Annotated in this window: 19 protein-coding genes, 1 tRNA gene and 1 pseudogene; 8 read left to right on the forward strand and 13 right to left on the reverse strand. The window is 53.7% G+C overall.

Going from position 1 to position 22867, the window contains the following annotated elements; all coding sequences use genetic code 11:
• Window positions 1-68 precede the first annotated feature (68 nt).
• Window positions 69-450: pseudogene (locus PCH05_RS27590) on the reverse strand (IS4 family transposase); the annotation flags it as partial.
• Window positions 451-796: 346 nt separating this feature from the next.
• Entirely contained in the window at window positions 797-3385 is a 2589-nt protein-coding gene (locus tag PCH05_RS01195) for an adenosylcobalamin-dependent ribonucleoside-diphosphate reductase (RefSeq protein ID WP_127599972.1), read from the reverse strand.
• Window positions 3386-3902: 517 nt separating this feature from the next.
• Between PCH05_RS01195 and PCH05_RS01200 the strand changes: the two genes are divergently transcribed.
• From PCH05_RS01200 to PCH05_RS01210, 3 genes are all read left to right on the forward strand, one after another.
• The gene (locus PCH05_RS01200; RefSeq protein ID WP_127599812.1) at window positions 3903-5645 is read left to right on the forward strand and encodes a DEAD/DEAH box helicase; all 1743 of its coding nucleotides are present in this window, start codon (window positions 3903-3905) and stop codon (window positions 5643-5645) included.
• Between the two features lies 1 nt (window position 5646).
• Window positions 5647-6576 (forward strand): YqhG family protein, encoded by a 930-nt coding sequence (locus PCH05_RS01205; protein ID WP_127599814.1) that lies wholly within the window; start codon window positions 5647-5649, stop codon window positions 6574-6576.
• 130 nt (window positions 6577-6706) lie between these two features.
• Window positions 6707-7693 carry a hypothetical protein gene (locus PCH05_RS01210; protein WP_164766499.1) on the forward strand — a complete coding sequence of 329 codons (987 nt, stop codon included), beginning with the start codon at window positions 6707-6709 and terminating at the stop codon, window positions 7691-7693.
• A 102-nt stretch (window positions 7694-7795) separates the two neighbouring features.
• On the opposite strand, the gene PCH05_RS01215 is transcribed toward PCH05_RS01210, so the two are convergent.
• Window positions 7796-7981 (reverse strand): YqzE family protein, encoded by a 186-nt coding sequence (locus tag PCH05_RS01215; protein WP_127599817.1) that lies wholly within the window; start codon window positions 7979-7981, stop codon window positions 7796-7798.
• A gap of 238 nt (window positions 7982-8219) precedes the next feature.
• On the opposite strand from PCH05_RS01215, the gene PCH05_RS01220 reads away from it, so the two are divergent.
• Entirely contained in the window at window positions 8220-8924 is a 705-nt protein-coding gene (locus PCH05_RS01220; RefSeq protein ID WP_127599819.1) for an N-acetylmuramoyl-L-alanine amidase, read from the forward strand.
• Here PCH05_RS01220 and PCH05_RS01225 read toward each other — a convergent pair.
• Both PCH05_RS01225 and PCH05_RS01230 read right to left on the reverse strand, forming a co-directional pair.
• Window positions 8899-9801: a divergent polysaccharide deacetylase family protein gene (locus PCH05_RS01225; protein WP_246049313.1), complete on the reverse strand. Its 903-nt coding sequence runs from the start codon at window positions 9799-9801 to the stop codon at window positions 8899-8901. The two genes, PCH05_RS01220 and PCH05_RS01225, sit on opposite strands and share 26 nt — an antisense overlap.
• Before the next feature lie 128 nt (window positions 9802-9929).
• Window positions 9930-10014 (reverse strand) — tRNA-Leu (locus PCH05_RS01230).
• Window positions 10015-10218: 204 nt separating this feature from the next.
• Between PCH05_RS01230 and PCH05_RS01235 the strand changes: the two genes are divergently transcribed.
• Window positions 10219-10659: a YhjD family protein gene (locus PCH05_RS01235; protein ID WP_174806212.1), complete on the forward strand. Its 441-nt coding sequence runs from the start codon at window positions 10219-10221 to the stop codon at window positions 10657-10659.
• Between the two features lie 115 nt (window positions 10660-10774).
• Here PCH05_RS01235 and PCH05_RS01240 read toward each other — a convergent pair whose 3' ends face one another.
• From PCH05_RS01240 to PCH05_RS01260, 5 genes are all read right to left on the reverse strand, one after another.
• Window positions 10775-11119, reverse strand: coding sequence for a carboxymuconolactone decarboxylase family protein (locus PCH05_RS01240; RefSeq protein ID WP_127599821.1), 345 nt, complete (start codon window positions 11117-11119; stop codon window positions 10775-10777).
• A gap of 118 nt (window positions 11120-11237) precedes the next feature.
• Window positions 11238-11453 (reverse strand): hypothetical protein, encoded by a 216-nt coding sequence (locus PCH05_RS01245; RefSeq protein WP_127599823.1) that lies wholly within the window; start codon window positions 11451-11453, stop codon window positions 11238-11240.
• A 108-nt stretch (window positions 11454-11561) separates the two neighbouring features.
• On the reverse strand, window positions 11562-11891 hold the full coding sequence (locus PCH05_RS01250; RefSeq protein ID WP_127599825.1) for a hypothetical protein: 330 nt from the start codon (window positions 11889-11891) through the stop codon (window positions 11562-11564).
• 82 nt (window positions 11892-11973) lie between these two features.
• The gene (locus PCH05_RS01255; protein ID WP_127599827.1) at window positions 11974-12546 is read right to left on the reverse strand and encodes a xanthine phosphoribosyltransferase; all 573 of its coding nucleotides are present in this window, start codon (window positions 12544-12546) and stop codon (window positions 11974-11976) included.
• A gap of 105 nt (window positions 12547-12651) precedes the next feature.
• Complete coding sequence (locus PCH05_RS01260; protein WP_127599829.1) at window positions 12652-13242, reverse strand: DedA family protein; 591 nt, start codon at window positions 13240-13242, stop codon at window positions 12652-12654.
• A gap of 159 nt (window positions 13243-13401) precedes the next feature.
• On the opposite strand from PCH05_RS01260, the gene PCH05_RS01265 reads away from it, so the two are divergent.
• Window positions 13402-14430, forward strand: coding sequence for a YkvI family membrane protein (locus PCH05_RS01265; RefSeq protein WP_127599831.1), 1029 nt, complete (start codon window positions 13402-13404; stop codon window positions 14428-14430).
• On the opposite strand, the gene PCH05_RS01270 is transcribed toward PCH05_RS01265, so the two are convergent.
• From PCH05_RS01270 to PCH05_RS01280, 3 genes are read right to left on the reverse strand one after another with little or no spacing between them, the layout of a single operon-like run.
• Window positions 14417-17602, reverse strand: a complete 3186-nt coding sequence (locus PCH05_RS01270) for an AAA family ATPase (protein WP_164766500.1) — start codon at window positions 17600-17602, stop codon at window positions 14417-14419. The genes PCH05_RS01265 and PCH05_RS01270 overlap by 14 nt on opposite strands.
• A complete protein-coding gene (locus PCH05_RS01275) occupies window positions 17592-18908 on the reverse strand; it encodes a metallophosphoesterase family protein (protein WP_127599835.1) in 1317 nt (438 codons plus the stop codon). Before PCH05_RS01275 ends, PCH05_RS01270 begins: the two co-directional genes overlap by 11 nt.
• Before the next feature lie 12 nt (window positions 18909-18920).
• On the reverse strand, window positions 18921-20045 hold the full coding sequence (locus PCH05_RS01280; RefSeq protein WP_127599837.1) for a glycosyltransferase family 4 protein: 1125 nt from the start codon (window positions 20043-20045) through the stop codon (window positions 18921-18923).
• 115 nt (window positions 20046-20160) lie between these two features.
• On the opposite strand from PCH05_RS01280, the gene PCH05_RS01285 reads away from it, so the two are divergent.
• Window positions 20161-21306, forward strand: a complete 1146-nt coding sequence (locus PCH05_RS01285; RefSeq protein WP_246049314.1) for a GGDEF domain-containing protein — start codon at window positions 20161-20163, stop codon at window positions 21304-21306.
• Between the two features lie 93 nt (window positions 21307-21399).
• On the forward strand, window positions 21400-22749 hold the full coding sequence (locus PCH05_RS01290; RefSeq protein ID WP_127599839.1) for an RsmB/NOP family class I SAM-dependent RNA methyltransferase: 1350 nt from the start codon (window positions 21400-21402) through the stop codon (window positions 22747-22749).
• The last annotated feature ends 118 nt before the right edge of the window (window positions 22750-22867 follow it).

Here is a 22867-nt window from a genome sequence, read left to right on the forward strand (position 1 = left end):
CCCCGTCCTATTCTCCATAGCTAATATATTGGGCGATGTTTTTGCTGTGGTCTCCCATACATTTTAACTCAACTTTCGCAGCATGAAATCGGCAAACAAGCCTTGATGTAACTGGGCAAAGCGGCAATCCATTGATGGAGTGACGCTGAATAAGAATAAGAGCGGAAATCTTCTTACCGGCTTTTTGGGCTACTTGGTTGATCAAATCCAGCAGCTGTTGCAGGGCAACGACCCAATCGAGAGTACCGACCACGTCGCACAACAAAAGAACGGCATCGGTGCTTTTCCGATATTGCCACGCCAGCAGTATGTATCGGCAAAACACAATCGCCGTGTGGCTGGTCAGCAAATTGTAGGAACGGCCTTGAAACTCTTTTTGCAGGCGAAGCAGCGATTTGGTGCACTGAAAGAGACCTCAATGTCCCAACGCATCGCGTAAATCCGAATGATCTTCTACGGTTGGGACTCGTATTTATAACAAAACAAGCGATCAATCGAGAAAAGGTTTAAACCGCCTTCTCGATAATCGCTTGTTTATGTGACCACGCTTAGTCAAATATTTATTTTTTTGTCATAAAACCCATACTTTAAACGTCTGTTAAATGGACAACCTTGCATGAGAATTAAACTACAATTTCATAATTATAACTATACTAAAAATTATGCATTTTAATTAATGATTAATATGAACTCTTCTCAATATTAGTGATCCATTGTTATCAATATTTGTGACTGATTTTGCAGTATTCGTGATTCCACACACACAAATCTCGCAGCGTTCATCACTTCAGCTTGCTTACGAGCACTTGCTATACCCGCAATTCCCGCAGGTTTTGCAGCCCTCGATATTGATCAGCGTCGCGGATCCGCAGGACGGGCAAAGATCGCGTGAAGCTTGCGGATCATCGTAGCGGTGGTCATGGCCGCCGCCGTGATCGGCCGTTTCCGGTGCCAGCGTGGCAGCGACCGGCGCCGGGTCATGCTCTTCATCATAGCCTGCCTGCACATGCGTTTCGAGTGCCTTGGCGACGGCGTCCGCGATGGATTCCACGCGGTTGGCGCCAAAGCCGATGGCTCCGGAACCGCCGATGCCCTTGAGATGCTTAATCAGCAGCTCAACCTTGTGGCCGTGATCCCCGTAACGAAGGAACAAGGAGCAGACGCGTCCGAGGGCTTCGGCCATCGCGAATACGTCGGAACCGGCTTTGCCGACGTTCAGGAAGATTTCGCTTGGAATACCGTCGAGATCATTAATAGTAATATATGCCATACCGAACGGCGTGTTGATTTTGTAAGTCGCTCCGCGCAGCACCTGCGGACGGCGCTTATACTGCTTATCGACGACCTTCGCGCCGGACTCAGCCACAGCGGCTTCCAGCTTGGCTGCCGGCTCTTGAACCGCGGTTTCTTTCGCGCTCGCCACTTCTTGAACGGCAGCGACTTCTTTTTTGTCTTCTTTCTTCTCCGTCTGCAGCACCTGCACGTCGCGGCTGCCGTCACGATAAATCGTCACGCCTTTGCAGCCCAGATCGAAGGCGAGTTCATAGAGGCGCTCCGTCTCTTCGACGGTAAAGTCCGCCGGGCAATTCGCCGTCTTCGAGATCGAGCTGTCCACCCAGCGCTGGATGGCCGCTTGCGCACGGATATGATCCTCGGCAGACAAATCCATCGCGGTAACGAAGTAATCCGGTAGCTCTTCGCCCGGATGCGCATCAAGCCAGTCCTGGGCGATCGGCACGAACTGCTCGTCAAAGCCTAGCCGGCTTTGACGGAAGTATTTGAAGGCAAAGTAAGGCTCGATGCCCGTGGACGTACCCACCATGGTGCCCGTGCTTCCGGTCGGCGCCTGCGTAATGACGGTAACATTGCGCATGCCGTTTTCGCGGATCGCATCCCCGACTTCGGGGTATACCTCGGCCATATTTTTCATAAAGCCGCTTTGCAGGTACAGCTCCGCATCAAACGCAGGGAAGGAGCCCTTCTCAGCAGCAATTTCCGAAGAGGCGAGATATGCCTCGCGGGCGATGAAACCGTACAACTTATCCAGGAATAACATCGATTCCTTGCTGCCATAGCGGATGTTCAGCTTGATCATCAGCTCCGCCAGCCCCATCGTTCCCAGACCTACGCGGCGCTCTTTCTTCTGATTCGCTTCATTTTCTTCGAAATGATACGGCGTCGCGGAAATGACGTTATCCAGGAATCGCACGGAATAACGCGTCGTGAGCGCAAGTTCGTCCCAAGCGACGTCATGCTTCGCTTCGTCATAGAACTTGGAAAGATTCATCGCGGACAGGTTGCAGACGCCCCATGCCGGCAGCCCCTGCTCGCCGCAAGGATTCGTGCAAATGATCGGGTTGAAATACCAGCTGTTGGACATCTGGTTGTAGTATTCCATGAATACGACGCCAGGCTCCGCGGATTTCCATGCCGATTCGATAATCGTATGCCAAATTTCACGTGCCTTGACGGTACGGTAATGGATGACGCTGCGGCCTTCCTTCTTCCACTTGTCGAGATCGCCGTCCCATACCTCGTTATAGTCCGGCTCCGTCGTATCCGGGAATACGAGCTCCCAGTCGAGATCCTCTTTGACCGCCTTCATGAAGTCATTGCTGACGCAGACGGACAAGTTCGCATTGGTGACTTGTCCCATCGTCTGTTTGACCGTAATGAAGTCCAGGACGTCGGGATGCCAGTCGTTGATCATGAGCATCAACGCGCCGCGGCGGCTGCCGCCCTGCTCAATCAAGCCGGTGGTATAACTGAACAAACCGCCCCATGATACGGCGCCGCTGGACGAACCGTTGACGCCCTTCACAACGGATCTGCGCGGACGGAGTGAAGACAGGTTAATACCAACGCCGCCCCCGCGCGCCATGATTTCGGTCATTTCAGACAACGTGGCCATAATCCCGCCGCGGCTGTCTTTTGGCGATGGAATCACGTAGCAGTTGAACAGCGTCAGCTCGTCGCTTGCCCCCGCGCCAGCCGCGATCCGGCCGCCGGGAACCAGCTTCCAGTCGTCCAGAATGTAACGGAATTTGTCCTGCCATTCTTCCCGCAGCTCCGGAGTTTCCTCGACGGAAGACATGGCTCCCGCCAAGCGGTCCCACATTTCTTCCGGTGTTTTCTCTATATTTAAGGTCAGTTTATCCACATGGGATTCGACATGCTCGCCCCTGCGGGTTTTAACCGTCACGACGCTGCCTTCACGGCTCACGATCTCACCGACTTCCTTGGTAGGAAACTTCGGATCGTCTTTGGTCAGCACGAGAACGACGTCCCCAACCTTTGCATGACTCGTATCCGGATCCTTCCATGCATAACGGTCCAAAAAGATCTTTTCACTCAAACCTTCAAGCTTTTGCTTTTTATGAATCATACCCAAACGAAACTACCTCCCATGATCTTGGTATTATTCAATGAACATCACGGAGTGGGCGCCATCCCGTAAAGGATGCCCTCACATCGCTACATTCCGTTAAACAAGATATATGGCATTCAAACCCTTTTCCGTTCATCTCGTACAATATATTGTGTGCGCTACTCATTATACTATACTACATATTGTAACTCTACTAGCTGATTTTGAAATTTAAGGCAAGTAAGCCCATGAGTAGCGGACAACCTCATCTTTTCTCCATCAATCTCACTTTTTTGACACCCCGGCTTTGAAAATCTTTTATGAAAATCCTTCCTGTCTCTCCTTCAACGTTCCCGAATGCCGGTTATGAACTCTTTCATTTACGTGCATACTACACATACCAGGATTTTGCAAAATTCGATAACATCCGTTCCTGAGTATGGCTCGGCAGGCTTCAAGAACCGAATCCGATCCGATAAGTCTGCCGATTGCCAGCCCCGAAAGGTTGAATATCTATAATCAAGGAGGTACGGGCATGAATACTTCCCACACCAGCGGAAGCGCAACGCCGCAGAACCTGCCGGTTCCTCTGCATATCGACCGCAGCTGGCTGGAGCAGCTGAGCAGCCGGCTGGAAAAAGGCGGACCCTGGGGAGACTGGCGGCTGGCGCAGCTGGCGATTCAAGGTGAAGAAGCGCGCCTGGTTACCAGCTTCGATGAGCTGCAGTGCCTGAAGCACCTGCAGGGCCTCTCTCCGCTCCCCCATCAGCTGGACACCGCGCGCAAAGTATTGTTCGAGATGTCCGGAAGAGCCATTTTGGCCGATGAAGTCGGGCTCGGCAAAACGATCGAGGCTGGAATGATTTTAAAAGAATACATGATTCGCGGACTTGTATCCAAAGTGCTCATTCTCGTCCCCGCGTCCCTTGTGCTGCAGTGGGTTCGCGAGCTGAACAGCAAGTTCGGCATTCCCGCCGTCGCCCAGAAGAAAGCCTATACCTGGCATTCGGATGTCGTGGTTGCATCCATTGACACGGCCAAACGCGATCCGCACAAGGAGTTTCTGCTGGAGCAGGAATACGACATGCTGATCATCGACGAGGCCCATAAGCTGAAAAACAAAAAAACGACCAACTATCAGTTCATACAAAAGCTCCGCAAAAAATATTGTCTGCTGCTGACCGCCACGCCGGTGCAGAACGATATGACCGAGCTTTTTAATCTCATTACGCTGCTGAAGCCCGGACAACTGGGCCGGCAGGGCGACTTCGCCACCAATTTCGTGGTCGGTAAACGGCAGCCCAAAAATCAGGATCAGCTCAAGGACGAGCTCGCCAAGGTCATGATCCGCAACCGCCGGGGCGAAGGACCGGTCCATTTTACCAAGCGGCATGTAAGTAATGTCAGCCTGCAGCTTTCGCCTGAAGAACAAGCTTTATATGACGGCGTAACGGCCTTTGTCAAAGACCAATATAAGGCGTCCGGAGGAAATTTGAGCAGCATGCTCTCGCTCGTTACCCTGCAGCGGGAAGTATGCAGCAGCCGCGATGCCGTGTTCCTGACGCTCGTGAATCTGTCGAAAAAAATACCCGACGAGTCGCCGCTCACGGCCAAGGTCTGGGAGCTCGTAACCGCCATCAAGGCCATCAAGGCCAACACGAAAGCAGAGAAAACCATCGAGCTGATCAAGCAAATGAACGAGAAGGTCATCGTTTTTACCGAGTACCGGGCAACCCAGGAATACCTGCTTCAGTATTTTCAAACGCATGGGCTGATCTGTGTCCCTTACCGCGGCGGCATGAACCGGGGCAAAAAAGACTGGATGATGGATCTGTTCCGCGGACGCGCCCAGGTCATGATTGCCACGGAGGCTGGCGGCGAAGGCATCAACCTGCAGTTCTGCCACCATATGATCAACTTCGATTTGCCTTGGAACCCCATGCGGGTAGAACAGCGGATCGGGCGGGTTCACCGGCTCGGCCAACAGAAGGATGTCCAGATTTACAACCTGTCCACCTCCGGAACGATCGAAGAACATATCCTGCATCTATTGCATGAAAAGATCAATATGTTTGAAATGGTCATCGGCGGCCTGGATGTCATTCTCGAGCGTTTCGAAAAGCAGGAATCCCTGGAAAAAAGCTTGTACAAACTGTTCCTGGAATCCGAATCCGACGAGGAAATCCGGCAGAAGGTAAGCACGCTTGGACAAACGCTCGATCATATCAAGCAGCAGGTCGATTTCGAATCCGAATCCATGAGGGAGGAAGAGGCTTAGCATGAGCATGTCGCCGCAGCAGGTTCAGGAGCACATGATGGCCTATCTCGAGAGCACGGAATGCCAGATCATTGAAAAATCCCCCCATCATGTTACGGTCAAGCTGTCGCCGCAGGCCGACAAACAATTGACCAACCGGCCTTATTATTGGGGTTTTGTCGAAAGAACGGGAGTAGAGCCTGAGACGCTTTCTTTCACCTTCGTATTTGATCCGGAGCAATATGACCAAAAGGCGCAGCTCGCAAGCCCTCAGCAGCCACAGCAGGACAGCATCCTGTCCCGTTATTTCGGCACTGCACCTCTCGTGCCCCAAATCGGCCCGGGCCGGATTCAGCGCGAAGACGTTCTATATGGAAGCAGCAGACTGCAGCAGATCTGGAACGCCGCCCGTCAGGAAGGCTCCTGCCTGTACCTGTTCGAGCAGCCGGCGGCGCTGCAGCGCGAAACGCTGTTCTCCGCGGCCTATGAGCCCTGGCTAGGCGTTTGCTACAAGGTGGAGATGGCCTGTGATGTAAAAAAGGAAGAACTTCATTTCATCGGAATTTCCCTCGTCACCGGCAGAATCGTCTCCCCTTTTCCTGAACAATTAAGAGGCCTCACCTTAAGTCCGCGCCTTCCGGAAAACATCCACGTCCAGCCAGCTTCCATAGCCCTCCCGCAGGCTGCCTCCTTGCTTGAGGAGCATATGACCCGGATGCTTGCGGATATGGATTACGGATGGGCCGAACTTGCCAGAGAGCGCCTGAATGAGGAATTGGCCGTGATCGATGTCTACTACGAAGACCTGCTCAAGGAGCCGGATGAAGAAAAACTGGCTGCGATTCGCGAGCAATACGCGAGCAGGCGCAGCGAAACGACATGGCAGTACGAGCCCAAGGTGCAATTGTCCGCCATAACCTGCGGTCTCTTTCATCTTCGCTCTTCCCGGTAGATGACATTAGACAAAAGCAGGCAAAAATAGAACCGTTTGACCGTCATAGCGCGCGACAGCTTGCAACACCCTTTTCAAAGCTTGTCCGCTACACTGGTAATAACCCTGAAACACAAGAAAGGTGAAATGAATGCACATTCTCTCCTTCACCGCGAAAGCGGCCGCCATGCTTTTTTTGGCAGAATGCCTGTTGTCAGGCGTTGGATCAGCGAAAGCCGCCGACATGGCTCCGTCCGTTAAACAGAGCGTAACGATCCCTACAGCCGCCGCCTTGAAATATGTCGTATTCAGCACCAAAGCCGCCGCAGCCCCGGCTTCGCTCCGCAGCTTCGCGGAACAAGCGGTCAGCGAATTATCCGAGCAGGATTCGTTCAAAAATTGGAAACAGGCAACCCTAACCTATGACCCTCTGGGTCCGGGTACGCACAGCTGGCTGGCGACGGTCAGCCAAAACGGTAAGCCCGTGGGCTACCTGATCCTGACATCGACGGATGATGGAGGCTACATGTTAAGCGAGTATGGACAGGATGAGTCCATGCCCTACAATACGCAGGCTTTGTATAACCGATTAAAGCAGCTCGGCATTCTGACGGCGGGGGGCAAGCTTCCTGCCGGCGTCACGATATCCGCCCAGTATTCCGCCCTCCTTCCCGTTTGGAAGGTGACCCTGCCGGGCAAGAAGGCTGCGGTATACATTCATGGCATCACGGCCGAGGAGCTGCCCCTGGGCGCTGTCGCCAGCGATCCCGTTTCTGGTGGTCTTACGCCGCGCAGCGGCCTTCACCTCACGGCGACGACGCTGCCCAAGCAGCAGCGGACAAGCGATCCATATGATAATTTGTTATGGCTGACGTCCCCGAAGCTGACGTTCACAGGCAGCGGCGATCTCATCCGGTTTGTTACAACCGAGGAGCAAAGCCTCGTGTTCACTTCACCCGGACATAACGCGAATTATGGAGCTCCCTTTGCCATTACCGGACTTCATGCCTGGTCCTCCGGAGATCAAGGCGGAACCGTTCTCTATGCCGCATCCGGAAATGGCGGCAACCGCTTCCTGCCTGCCGCATCCCTGATGGCTCATGGCGAATTCCGCAGCCTCAACCTATCCCAGCTCTAAACAAATGCTTCCTGCACGAGAAAAGACGCCATTGCCTATTGAAAAGGCATGGCGTCTTTTATATGCATGTATCTAATATAGGACCTGTCCTTTTGGATTGCCCTATCGTTTGCGTTTTCTTCCCGGCTCCCTCTTCATCAGCGTCAGCCCAAGGGGTATCATGCCAAACCACTTTTCCGCCCAAGGCTCCTTCGGACGCGATTTACGTCGCCGTTCTTCCTTCGGCGTCTCTATATACGTCACGACACGTTCAGTAATATATTTTACGAGTTCATCTCCACTTGCCATCCGCAGGTCCCCTTCCGCAGCTGTGATACACCTAGCATGCGCAATTTAGCAGTATTTTAAACGAAGCACCTTTTGACCGTAACCCTAAGCCCCACGGTCAGAAGCATTCATTTTCATTCCCGGTAAATGCATTTATTTCCGATTTTTGCACATCATAATGCTGTAATAGAGCTTTCTGGAAATATTGCACTAACACCTGGATCACCAAATTACATCAGGAAAGGATGGCCTTTACGTCATGAACAAGCTTCTGCAGTTGACCGTCTCCGCCATCATCGCGGCATCCCTTGCCCTCACCTGTCCTGTACAGGCCATGTCTAGCGCAACTCCGAAAGAAGAGGTAAAGGAACATCCGGCATTCCCGAGGGACGTCATCATCGTGGATGCGGGTCATGGCGGCATCGACGGCGGCACCTCATTCAAAGATATTCTGGAGAAAGACATCAATCTGGCGATCGCCAAAAAGGTGTTCATGCTTCTGCGCAGCCAAGGCTATCATGCCGTGCTCAACCGGACGGGCGACTATGCGCTCAGCGACGATAATCACTGGCTCAACAGCAGATCCAGGCATCAGCGCGATCTGGCCCAACGAAAAGAGCTCAGCCAGCAAATTCCCACGCTGATCGTCGTCAGCCTCCACGTGAACTGGGACCGCAACACGTCCAAGCGCGGCGGATTGGTCCTCTATCAGGATGAAGGCCGAAGCGTCCTGCTTGCCTCGGCCATTCAACAGCAGCTCGACCAGCTATACGGTACCAAAGGTTCCATCAAGCATGGACGACCGTTTTATCTTCTGAATCAGGTTGCCGATCCGGCAGTCATCGTCGAGACAGGCTTTCTCAGCAATGCGGAGGACCGCGATATGCTCACGCGCCGCAAGGGACAGCTTCAGATTGCCGAGGCGATCGCGAACGGCATCAATTATTATTTGACGGCAATATAGGCGAAGGCTGCCAGCCCCAGATATCCCGGACCAAATCGCTGATGCCAACGAAGGTCACGCGGCTCTGCATGCTGGCTGTGCCGCTTCGCAGAACTTCAGCCGTCTTCTTGCCTTGGGTTCCGACATGACCGATGGTCACGCAGTTGTCATGCTCGTTGGCAAACTGCTCGACCGCTTGCAGCTGTTTGCTGATATGGCTTGTCGTATGGAGATCGTCCAGAAATATATGATTGGCTACCGGCGGCATGCCCATATTCACCGCGATTTTACCGACAACGGAGTGATAATTGGTTTTACTGTCAATAAAAAAAAGGCCCCTTTCCTGGCATACCTTCAGCACGATCGCCATAATCCGCTCATCTCCCGTAATTTTCGAGCCCATGTGATTATTCATTCCGACCGCGTAAGGGACGTTATCGATCGCCTCTTCGACTTTCCGGCGCACCTCCTCGTCACTCATGCTGGACGTGATCGCCCCGGGTCCCAGCCATTTGGGATTGCCTTGCTTGGGCTCCATCGGCATATGAACAATGACGTCATGGCCTTTCTGATGAGCCAGCTCCGCGTCGCTGCGGGTGGTTGGCAGGAACGGCATGATCGCGACGGTCAATTTGATGGGCATCGACAGCATTTCTTCGGTTCCTCCCTGCCCATTCCCGAAATCATCAATAATCACAGCGACCTTCTTTTGCTTCTTCACGGTCTGGTTCTGATCCACTGGCGAATGCTGACCTGTTTTTGGCGGCTCAGTGAAATTTGTCCCGAGGCTTTCCGAACCCGAGTGTTCGGCAAACGCGGTAGGCATAGATCCTGCCGCAAGGAGCAGAGCCAGTCCTGCCGCCTTGATGCACATACGCCAATCGTCTGTCGTTTTCAAAAGCTACTCCTCCTTATTGATGCAGGCTAATTCTCAATACCCTCAGTGTTTGAGAAAGCAGGAGGAAATATGTATCCGCACGAAAAAAGACGCTTCGGACAAAAAGTCCAAAGCGTCTTTTGATAGGATGCGGTCGAGAGGACTCGAACCTCCACGGGGGGTTAGCCCACACGGACCTGAACCGTGCGCGTCTGCCAATTCCGCCACGACCGCATATGTAGTTGTCGTTTCCGCGCTTCAAACTCTTTCGCGGCGACAAGATAGATCATACCATGCGCTCAAAAATTAGTCAACACTTTTTATGTATTTTTGGGATCCCACATCAAACGGGAGTAAATGCCAGTGCCGGAGGGATTGATTAAAAACCGTCTGAGAGGTTAAAATAAGAACATAAGTTCCCATTCAAAGGCGGTGTTCATGATGACGGTTCCCGGCATCACTTCAGAGGAGTTATCCTTGATCAAGAGCTATTTGCTGTTGCAGTTCATTCATAGAATGTTTGAGCGGGACCTGAAAATCATGAAGGACAGCGGCGTATTCAAAACACCGGAGCTGTATATGGAGGTGCTTGAAAAAGGGGATCTCCAGACGCAGATGCTGCTGTCGGAGGTTAAACGTGAATTCGCGTCGCGCCGGATCCGGATTTACCGCATCGGACAAAACGACAACGGCGTCGAAGCGGAGTACGTATGCCGGGGCTACTCAGGAGACATGAATATCGTCTGGCCGGCCTTCCGCGGCGAAATGATGGCGAGAATGAAAGCCTATCTCGGACTCTCTTCGGGCTCGCCGTCTGCGACCTCTTTTGCCGGCGACCCGCATGCGCAGACACCTCCCGTCCCCGAGTCCGTATGGTGAGAGCACTCGTCAAGGGACACACCCGCGAAATGGAAGAGCCGCCGGCCCTTCCGCGCCTGAAAGCGGGACGGGTCACGGCGGCTGTCTTTTTTTGGTATAAGCTCCGGTTCTTCCGTTACTGCACGGTTCCTTCAGCTATGGCATGCTGAACCCGCGTCAACCCTTGCGAGAAAGCATGTCCCGCCCCTACCGCTCCACTTACCGCAACGGCTTCCATGATTTCCTGCTCGCTAGCCCCCTTGGAACGCGCCTCTCCAAGATGGTAATACGTGCAGACTTCATTGTTGGACGCCAGGCTGATGCCGAGCGCGATCAGCTGCTTCGTTTTGGCATCGAGAGCCCCTTCCGCCATGCATTGACCCGTGAATTGATGATAGGCCTGTGCGATATCGGGCAGGCGTTCTCCCAATTGGCTGATTTCATTTTTGTAAGCCTGTATTTTATCGTTCATCAGGTCCATCCGTCGCTCATCCTCTTTCCTGGAAGTATGGTGCCACCATTGTGTATGCCTTGTCCTGGCATGCTGGCGTGTCCCCTTACTTTTTCCTGGCCGAGGTTAAAATATGCCGGTTCTGGCTTTACTCCCCGGGATTTTTCCGGGGCTCGTCCGCTGGCTGATACGAATAGTTCCGGTCGAGCTTGACGACTTTACGGTTGCGTCTCCGGATCATTACCTGCTCCTCGTTCCAGGCGACGACAATCCCTTTGACGTCGTTGTCTTCCAACTGATCGCGGACCACCCGGACCATTTCGCCGGAAAGCCGGTAGCTGTTCAATTGATCGTCGGTAATCATGATCCTGGCCTCCTTTCTGATCTTCTCACAAAAAAAGACCTAAATGGGCTCATTTAGGTCATATCCTTTGCAGCAGGTTCCTGCCTGATTCGCTATCTAAACGGCAAATTAACGTTGTGCATGTTCTCTGCTGTCGTTTTTTTCAAACCAAAAATCGAGCACGGTCGAAGACATCACCCGTTTTTCAACATACTCCACTTGATGAGGGGTAAACAATTCCTTCCAGGAAAAGTCAAGCTCATCACACATACGCACGATAGTCAGCAGTTCTGACCAGGCGACATAGCGTTTGTACCAGAAAAACTGGGGATGCTCCATCATATAGGGATAAAGATCATCAAACTCCGTATGCTTGCAATCCAATGCGCGTTCAAAATGATCTTTCGCTGCAGCCAGTTTATCGACGAAATACTGCTCGGTTACCGGTTCTTTCCCCATTTGTGCTGCCTCCCCTCTACGTGATCTCAAGACTATTATAAGCGAAAATGACGCTACTTGAAAGGAATTGTTTATATTTGGACTAGTCGGCAAAGGTGATGCTGCCGTTATCCAGCGACTCGATCCGCACCAAGGATTCCAGCCGGATACCCTGATCGCGTATGGCCTTCGCGCCGGCCTGGAAGCATTTTTCCACGACTACGCCCAGCCCGACAAGCTCCGCACCCGAGCGGCTGATAATTTTCACGAGCCCCCTGGCGGCATCCCCGTTGGCGATAATATCATCGATAAACAATACCTTATCCTGCTCTTGGATATATTTACGCGAAAGCATGATATCGGTGACAATTCCTTTGGTAAAGGAAGGAACGCGCTCGCACAAGGCATCCGGATCCGCGAGCAGCGTTTTTTTGCGGCGGGCGAACACCAGGGGCACCCCCAGCTCCAGCGCCGTGGCAAAAGCGACGGAAATGCCTGAGGATTCAACCGTAATGACCCGCGTCACGCCTGCATCCGCAAAACGGGCGGCAAACTCGCGGCCCATCTCCATTGTCAGCTGCGGGTCGACCTGATGATTCAGAAGACCGTCCAAATTCAGGACCTGCTCCGACATGACCGAGCTCTCTTCAATAATTCTTTGCTTCAATTTATCCATTCCATCAACCCCCATGACCGCACTTCTTCTTGTTTGACTTAAAAAATAACATAATCCTTGTCCGCGATTCAAGAACTCCATCCGCATTGATGCTGTTTATGACATTCAGCGTTTTCTCCACCAGATGATCCCGGCGCTTCCAAGCGCGATGATGGCGATAACAAGAACTCCGATCCGCAGCGTCGAACGCTCCATCATGACCGCGATTTCATTCCAGTGGTACCCCACCGCATGTCCGATCAGCAAAAATGTCGTGCAAAACAGCAAGGCACCTGCAGCGGCGTAAAGCAGATATCGGCTTAAAGGCACTTTGGAGATCCCTGCCATATAAGAAGACAAGTGGCGAAGCCCCGGTACGAAATAACCGAGAATAATGCTGACGGGTCCGTAGCGTTTGAACCAGGCTTCCGTGGACTGCAGGCGGCTTGGCGTTATTCTGATCCATTTGCCATAGCGGTCGAGAAGAGGCTTTCCCACTTTTCTTCCAAGTGTATAGCTGATCATCATGCCCGTCATGCTGCCGAAAAAGGTTACCGTAAGCGCCCCGGCAAAATGGAAATGCCCCTGCGCGATCATCCCCCCGAATGTCGCAATCAGCGTTTCATCGGGAACCGGTATCCCTAAAATGCCCAGGGCAAGCAGAATAAACAGCGCCACGTAACCGTATTGTGTCAGATAAACCATAATTTCTGTCAAGCGTTATACCTCTCTTTTCTCTAGCGGTTGTGAAGTTCGTCATCCCCACCGAGGTCTAACCGTTTTTTGGACATGTTGAGTCATGTCCTTCCTGTCCCCATCATAACCTGTACTATGCGAAGTACACAATAGCGCCGCTTTAAAGCAGGGAGGATCAAGATGAAAAACGGGATACGCATTTTACAAATCGCATTTACATACATCGGAACGATCGTCGGAGCCGGATTTGCGACCGGCCAGGAAATCATCCAGTTTTTCACCCAATACGGTAAATGGGGGACGCTGACCATCCTGGTGGCGACCGCTCTGTTCATCTGGCTTGGCACGAAAATGATGATCATGTCGCGGCGGATTGAAGCCAAATCCTATGAGGATTTGAACAAGCATCTCTTCGGTCCGAAAGCCGGAGCCGTCATCAGCATGGTCATGCTGGTCATCCTGATCGGCGTGAACAGCGTCATGCTGGCCGGCGCGGGCTCAGTGTTCATGGAGCATCTGAACATGCATTATCAAACCGGTCTTCTGCTGACCATCATCGGAACTTATCTTTTACTGAACCGGGGAATTCACGCGATCCTGCAAATCAACAGCATTGTCGTGCCGATGATGCTGACGCTCTCGGTGCTGATCGTCATGAATACGCTCCATCTTCCCACGTCCGACCGTTTCCTCAACTTGTCGACCGACCAGTCTATGGGTGTAATCTGGCTTTCGCCCCTCATTTATACCGCCTTTAATCTGGTCATGGCCCAGGCGGTGCTTGTCCCGCTCGGAAGCAAGACCGATAGCGCCTCTGCGGTCAAATGGGGAGGGATTCTGGGAGGCATTGGCGTCGGACTGATGCTGCTTTCGGCGCATGTGGCCATATCCGCGCATATGCCGGGCATACGCCAATACGAAATCCCGATGGGCAGTATTGCCACCCATCTGGGAGCGGCCGTGCAATTGATTTATGTGGTGCTTATATTCATGGAAATATTCAGCACGTTTGTCGCCGATATCTATGGCATCACGCTTCAGCTCCAGCAGCATCTGCAGCTGTCCCCGAAGCTGATTTCGGTCGGGGTGATGTTCATTTGTTTTATGCTCAGCCAGTTCGGTTTCAGTTCGCTTCTATCCGTGCTTTATCCGCTGTTCGGATGCCTGGCGATGATTTGGGCCGTCAAACTGGTGCTCAAATCCGAATGACCTCTGCTTCCGGAATCCGATGCATCGCCTGCTCCGCCACATACCGGTGGCAGGTCAGCATAATGATCTGCCGGTCCTGAGACAGGCTCCCCGCCAAATCGAGGGCTGCGCACATGCGATCTTCATCAAAATTAACGAAAAGATCATCAAGCAGCAGAGGCACGGGGGCTTTATCCTTCATGCTGGAGGCAAAGGCAAACCGCATCGCAAGATACAGCTGCTCTGCCGTTCCCCGGCTCAGGAGCGAGCTGTCGATCAACCCCGAATCGCGGTGCTCGGCGAGCAGTTTTTTCTCCCCGATTTTCATGACGATCCGGCTGTAGCTTCCGCGGGTAAGCTCTTGGAAATAGGCTGAAGCCAGCTTCAGCACTTCCGGCTGTTTATCCCGCTCATAGACGCTGCGCGTGCTTGCAATCAATTCCGCGCACAGAGACAGCACGGCATATTCCGCCGTGATCTCTTTCAGCAGCGACCTTTGTTCCTCGAGCTGCTGCAGTGCCGTATCATGAGCGCACAGCTTGACCAGCTGATCCCGTTCCTGGAGCAGCCGGCCACGCTGCTGCTGCAGTTCGTTCCAACGCTGATCAGCCTGTTCCAGCCTTTCAGACGCTTGCCGGAATGCTTCCTCCAATGCAGCGGCATCCATCTGCTCCAGCGTATCCTGGAGCGATTGCAGCCGGTCGCCCGACCAGCCGCTGAACATGCTGATCTCCAGCTGGCGGATGATACGGTCCAGTTCCTTCCCGCGTTCCACCGCCGCGCCGGCACGCAGGAACGATTCTCCATCCAGAGCTCTCGCTTCTTCCAATAATGTCAGGGCAGCCCGCTTCAGTCTGCCTTTTTCTTCGTTCAGCCTGAAGATCCCCGCTTGCATCGGTTCCAGCTTCGAACGAATCGCTTCTTTTTGACGAAGGAGATGCTGCTGCCGCTCCCAGTCCGTTTTTCGGAGCTCCAGCAAACGCAAGAGCTCCCCGGTTTCGTACACCTCTTGATCCTCTGCTATTTGCCGGCATTCCTTCTCGAAGGAAACGATTTCCTGTGCCAGCGCCTCCTGTTTGCGTTCAAGCGTATCCAGCCTTCGCACCAGCTCCATCCCTTGCTCGGCAAAAACGAACATATCCATAACCGTCTCCGGTGAGCAGCTTTCCGGCAGCTTCCGCTCCGCAAGCCACCGCCGCCATTTGGCGTCCAGCTCCGTAAAGAACCGTTGCTCTTCGTCCATTTTGCCTGCCAGTGCCGATACCTCGGACCGCAATGCATCGGAGCGCTGAGCCGTGCTCTCGGCAACGATTCGGGTCCGATCGAGCTCATCCTGCCAAGATAGCCTTGCATCAACCAGCTTTCGCAGCTCACGCAGCGAAGACTCAATGATCTCGGCAGTATTCGATGATCTTCGCCCTTGTTCCCCTGCCTCAGAGGCAGCGGCTGCTAACGGATGATTAACGAGGGCCGCCATCCGCTTGGATATGCGCTCTTCGGCGGTATTCGTTTCATCCAATGAAGGCTCCCTCCGTCTGCGTGCACGCCGGCTGTCCGTTGAGGCTCTGCTCCCTCGCCACAGCATGATGTCGGCAACGATCAATAACAGTAAAGCCGCGACCGCTCCCCAAACGGAGTGAAGCAGCCATAATACAGCCGGCAATATCAACGTGAAGGCCGCACTGCCCCAGAGCAGCTTCCCGTATAGAGCCTTCATACCCTGGCGTACCAGGGCTTCCCGCTCCTCGCGCTCATGCCAAGTACGGCTGCTCAACCTTGTTTCGCGCCAGTTGTCCGACTCCAGCTGCAATTCAGTCCAGGCGGACATCAGCTCGGACCTGGTTTGCGGGATGAACATGCGGAATCGCTCTCGTCCTGCTTCCTCCACAGCCTTGTATGCGGCTTCGGACTGGGTGCGCTCAAGCTCTGCAGACTCCAGCTGCCGGGTCTTCTGCTCCCGTTCCTGCGCAAGCACCTCCATGCGCCGGTCATAACCGGCAAATCCTCCGGCATACCGCCGAACCGCTTCCCTCTCGGATACCGATCCGGAAAATTCCCTAAGCTCAGCCGTTTCCCAGCCCGCATGAATTTGCCGGAGCAGACGCTGCAGCTGGTCCGTCAGCGCAGACGCTTCTCCGGATAACTCCTGCTGTTCCTTCAGGCGCATTTCCACGTATTCGCGCCGTGACGTAAGCTTGTCGATCAGAGGGCCTTGGCCGATCAGCCGTTTATCGAGCGGAAGGAGGTTCAATTGCTGCATGCATTCCTCGGATGAGTGTTCCAGCTCCTGCAGCCTCAGCTCTACCCTGGTCTGATCTTCCTGCAGCCGCTGCCAACGCTGAATCCCTTCCTCGGGGAACGGCGCGGGCTCGGGAAGGGCATCACGTTCCATCGCTGCTTCCTTCCATGCGAGCCACTGCGGGCGGATTTCCAATGCCTTACGGAGTATGGCAAGCTGCCCGGATGCGGCTTCTCTTAAGTTGTCCGACTCTTTTAAGTTCCGGTCCGCTTCAAGCAGCCGCTCTTCCGCTTCCATGTATTTGCCGAGATAAGAACGGCTTTCCGCAATTTCCCGCTGCAGCTGTTCAATTGCCTGCAGTACTTTGGCGCTTTCTTGAACGCGGCCGCGGGGCTTGTACAGCTTTTCCATCCCTTGAATAAGCTTTCGTTCCGCGCGCATGATTTCGCCGCCTCCGCCGAAGCCGGCATGAAAAAGATAGCTGCCCATTTCCTCGGACTGCAGCGTCCTGATTTCCTGCAGCTCCGTCAAGGTAACGGCAAACAGCTGCTTGAACATGTCGCGCGACATGCCGCCCAGGAGTTCTCTTTCCAGATCGCTTTGGGTCATAGGTATAGCCGCGCCCTGCGGAGTCGTCTTGACGATGCTCAGCTGCTCTGCGCGGCCGGAGGCTGCCCGTTGATCCGCGGAAGCATGCCTCGATACGCTCCAGATCGAGCCGTCGTCCGATTCGGCCGTCAGTACGCCGCCATGGCGGCCGCCCCCGGGCGGCTCATATCTTTCAGCAGGATAAGCACGGCTCGGAATGCCGTACAGCATCGAACGGACAAATTGCAGAACGGTGCTCTTTCCGGCTTCATTCGGGCCGGCCAGAACCGTGACCGGCGAGCTGAATTGGATATCCTGATCCTTCATTTTGCCGAAACCGTGAATTTGCAGGCGCTTAATCTTCATTCGGCCCGCCTCCTTCTTCACCATGTCCGGATAAAAGCAGCATCGCCAATTCCTCGGCACGATCCAGCCAGCCTGCCTGTTCTTCATCATCCGTCTCATTCAGGAGTTTTCTCAGCTCCCGGCTGGTCATTAAAGGATCCAGCGCCCTGCGATAAATATCATCCCGGATGCTCTTCTCCTCTCTGGCCTGCCGGCCGTAGCGCAGCAACTCGCCTAGAAAGCTGTTTTCCTGCAGCAGCGCCTCGCGGTCAAGCCATGGACCCGAACGGATTTCAAAGCTTTCCACCCAAACAAGCCCTTCGCAGCCGCCTGTCTCTGCTGCGATGCGAATGGCTTTGCGGTGCAGCTCGTGCAGCAGGTCCTCCGCAGCCCGGCCATCCTCCAGCTTCTCGTGCAGGGGGCCCCGTCCCGTAAGAACAAACCTGACAACGCTCATGCGGTCGGGACTATCGCTTCCAATCGACTGCAGCCTGTCCTCCACCTGCTGCTGGAACGCTTCTTCCCCTGCCAGGCCGTCGATCGGGAGCGTTTCATGACACCACCTTACAGCGTCGAGCTCATGAAAGCGCATGTGAACCGTTCCGGCCTCATCGACCTCGACCACATAGCAGCCTTTCGCTCCGGTCTCGCGGATACTGCGCCCTTGAATGTTCCCGGGGTACACGATGTAAGGAGATTCCTGCATTATCTGTCTTTTGTGGATATGCCCTAAGGCCCAGTAATCATAGCCCGTTTCGGTCAAATCCTGGCGGGTGCAGGGTGAATAGGTTTCATGAGCCGGATCCCCGTCCACATTGGCGTGAAGAAGCGCAATATGGAACAAGGATTGATCCTTGTCCCTCCGAAAGCGCAGCGAGGTGTTATCCATGACTTTGGCCGTCGGGTACGATATGCCGCCGATGACGGCTACCGGCCTGTGGTCTTGCCTCCTGAAAGCGGTCACGCGCTCGAATTCGGGCCCGAATACATGCACATGCTCCTTCTTGGCGGTCGTCATGCGTGGACTGTCCAGCGGATCATGGTTTCCATGGATGATGTACACCCCGATGCCGTGATCCCCCAAGCGGTCCAGTGCCTCGTGAAAGCGGAGCTGCGCCTGCAAAGAGGAATCCTTGGCATCGTAAACATCGCCGCTGATCACGATAAAGTCGACCTGCCGGGAAATCGCCAAACGAATCAGCTGCTCCAGCGCTGCAAACGTCGATTCGCGCAGAAAGGAGCGGATCCCTTCAGACAGCCCGCTGATCCCTTTGAATTGGCTGTCGAGATGGAGATCCGCCGTATGGATGAATTTAAAAGGAACCATTCAATCCCTCTTTCATGAAGAATATTGTAAGTATAATTTCTTCAGCTCGTTGACGGCATAAGTCAGGGAATATTGGCTTTTCGCCTTATCCCAGGCCGTCCGGGCCAGATCGTAGCGGTATAGCGGATCCGTGATGACCTTCTCCAAAGCCTCGCTAAGCGCGATGTAATCCTCAGACGGCACCAGCAGACCGTTTACGCCATCCTCAATCTGCTCGGCAATGCCTCCGACATCCGTACCGACCAGGGCAAGGCAGCTGAGCGCCGCCTCGGCGAATACGGAGCCGAATGCCTCCGCACGCGACGGCAGGACGAAGATATCGAAGAATGGCATAAATTCCTCGGGATGAAGCGTATATCCGTAAAAAATGGTTTCGTTGTAAATGCCAAGCTGCTTGGCCAGCGTTTCAAGCTCCGTGCGGTACGGGCCGTCGCCGATAATATGAAGTACATAGTCCAGGCCTTTGTTTTTCAGTTCCGCACAGGCTTTAAGTAAAATGTCGAGTCCCTTGGCCGGCACCAGGCGGCAAACCGTAATCAGCTGCGGCACTTCATTCTCATGCGGTACAGGCTTGAAACGTTTTTCGTCGAATCCGTTTGGGGTCACGCCGATCTGTTCGGGATGCTCCACATAAGGGCTCAAATAGTCGGCGAATGACCGCGACACGGTCAGCATCCGTTCGCTTTTTAGTTCCAGCTCCCGGTACAGGGAGACGAGAAAGCGGTGTTCCGGACCATCAGCCTTGATTTTCCCGTTCAATATCAGCTCTTTCTCGTAGCTCGAGTGGATGGTTTGAATCAGCGGCGCTTCCGGAAACACCTGCTTCATGGCCAGGCCCGCGATCGGATGATGGGCGTGAATCAGATCGTACGGCTTTTGTATACGAAGCTTCGTCCACCACAAGTAATCCCTGTAGGTTTGGATGTATTTCTGCACCGTGGGACTGTCCCCGTACTCCCTCCAATCGAAGGTTTCGAATCGGATTTCTTCCTGCCCTTTATTGCGGATGCGCTTCGGCAGCCAGAACATCTCCATATCCCATCTCGATGATTGAAATCTCTCCTGCATATAAGGAATCATCGAGGATACACCACCCGGCTGCTCTGGTGGAAAGAAGAGTGCTTGCAGTAATCTCATGGGGAAAACGCCCCTTTCCGTATTCTCTTTTTCGTTTCAGGATCTTTGGAATTATGATATATTGGAACATATGTTTCAGTAAAGGAAAACCATTATCGGGAGCCGATCTATGATCATGCCTTACGTTTCTGTATCATTTCCTTCCGCTGCGGCGGGCATTGCGTCAGCATGCAGTCTGTACATCATACTCATCATGACGCTGATGTGCCTCATTATGTACAGCAAACAGCGAAAAAAAGCCTATTTGTCGATGGTGACTGCCTTTCTTTTCATTATGACATACGAAAGTCTGAACATCCATTTTGCTTTTTCGAACCATCCGGGGAGAAGCTTCGAATGGGCCGCGGATATCCGGATTATTTCCTTCCTGCTGCTGAATATATCGGTTTATCAGCTGTACAGGCGGATGAACAAGGCGGCTTATGCGATATTTTCGGCGATGCTGCTGCTGTTTTTGCTGCCGCTGCTTTCAGATTTCTTTCCTTCCATGGGGACTGGCTGGCAGTCGATTTACTTGGATGTCTACCCGTTGGGTATTCTAGTCGTAGGAGCTGCCTTTATCTGGCGGCGGATCGGCCAACGAGGGAAATTCGCTGCAGGAATGGCGGTCTACTTCGTCTACATCGCTCTTGGGATGCTGTCCCGTTATACGGAGCATCACAGCTCCTGGATGGAATCGACTGAGGTATGGCTGCCGCTCGTCTATTACACTGTCATCTTTCTGATTCTGTTCGAGCGGATTGTGGAGCTCATGCAATCCATTTACCGTTCCTCCATTACAGACGGGCTGACCAACTTGTACAACCGGAGATTTTTTACGAAGCAGCTTAACCGTTACGTGGATCAAGGCGCCAAAGTATCGATGATCTTTTGCGATATCGACAATTTCAAGAAGCTGAACGATACCCAGGGCCACCATCAGGCGGACCTTGTCTTGAAGCAAGTCGCCGCCATCATTGACGAGGAAGTCGCAGAGGTCGGGTTAAGCGGCAGATTTGGCGGGGAGGAGCTTGTGGCGCTTGTCGTCGACAAGCGGGCGAAGGTTGCACAAATCGCTGAACGCATCCGCGCCCGGGTAGCCGAAGAAACGATCGTCACCATAAGCGTAGGCTACAGCACCCTGCGCAAGAACGTAACAGGGGAAGAGTTGGTACAACAGGCCGACCAGGCCATGTACCGCTCCAAGACCACCGGAAAAAACAAGGTGTCCCCTTACCGGAGCCCTTCCTCCAAAAAAGAAATCGAAGAAACAGGAACATGACATCAAGAAATAAGACATATTACAACGAAATGCTTCCATACATAGGGAATTTATATTCCCCTTACATCAATGATTCACAAAGGAGTTTGAAGCATGGGCAAAGAAAAACTGCCTTCAGCATACATTGAAGAAATGAAACCGATACTTGGCGGGGATCTTCCCGCCTTTTTGCACAGCTATGACCTTCCGCGCACGCAGGGTTTGCGCTTTAATAACCTGAAAGCCACACCGGAGCTCAAGCAAGCCGTTATATCCCTGTTTGATCTGAGGCCCGTTCCGTGGTGCCCGAGCGGCTATTATTACCCCGAGGGCTCAAGACCAGGCAAACACGCTTATCACCAGGCAGGCCTCTATTACATCCAAGAACCTTCCGCGATGTCGGCCGTCGAGCTGCTGGATCCCAAGCCGGGCGAAACCGTTCTGGACCTCGCTGCCGCACCTGGAGGTAAGAGCACCCATATCGCTTCCAAAATGAATGGAGAGGGCCTGCTCATCTCCAACGAAATACATCCCGATCGCGCCAAAATTCTCGCGGAAAATGTGGAGCGGATGGGCATCTCCAATGCGCTCGTCACCTGCGCGGCTCCCGATGAGCTGTCACGGCGTTTCCCGGCAGCCTTTGACCGGATTATGCTGGATGCTCCCTGCTCGGGAGAAGGCATGTTCCGCAAGGATCCGAAAGCGATGGAGGAATGGTCCCCGGCCATGGTCGATCTATGCGCCACCCGTCAGCGGGACATTCTGTATCATGCCTATGCGATGCTCAAACCCGGCGGAACGTTGGCCTATTCGACCTGCACCTTTAACCGCAGTGAAAATGAAGATATGATGGAGCATTTTACGACAGCCTATCCGGATATGACGCTCGTGGAGATGAGAAGGCTATGGCCGCATCACGAGGCGGGAGAAGGACATTTCGTAGCTCTGCTGAGCAAGCAGGAAGCTTCTGATCCGGAGGGCGGCGGCAAAGACCGGAAACGGCCGCGGAAGACGCAGGATAAAGGGAGAACGACGGCGGAGCAAGCCGCGCTGCGTGATTTTGCTTCATGGGCGGCTGAAGAGCTTCCCGGCTACCGAGTGCCGGCAGGCAGCCCGGTTCTGTTCGGCGATGCCCTTTATCTCGTCCCTGTGCCAGAGATGCTTGATATCGCCGGACTCAAGCTTCCAAGGGCCGGTCTGCACCTGGCTCACATGAAGAAAAACCGGATCGAGCCCGCGCATGCCCTTGCGATGGCGATTAGCCCGCAGCAAGCCAAAAATACGGTCCAGCTCATGGCAGATGATCCGCATGTGGACCTGTATCTGCGCGGAGAAATCCTGCCGGTCGATCCTTCCCTGCGGGGCTGGACCCTGGTTACCGTCGACGGCCTTCCTTTGGGCTGGGGCAAAGCCAGCGGCGGACAGTTGAAGAATCATGTCCCCAAAGGACTGCGGCAGGTATAAAGCAATCCATCAAATCGCGGCCCTGCTCCAAAGCCTATTCAGGTACTAGGCGGAAGCCCTGAAATCATTCCATATATCAAAAAAGGTTACCCTTCAGCCGAATATCCGGCCGGGGTAA

The sequence above is a fragment of the Paenibacillus chibensis genome, from assembly GCF_004001045.1.
Lineage (GTDB): Bacteria > Bacillota > Bacilli > Paenibacillales > Paenibacillaceae > Paenibacillus_AQ > Paenibacillus_AQ chibensis.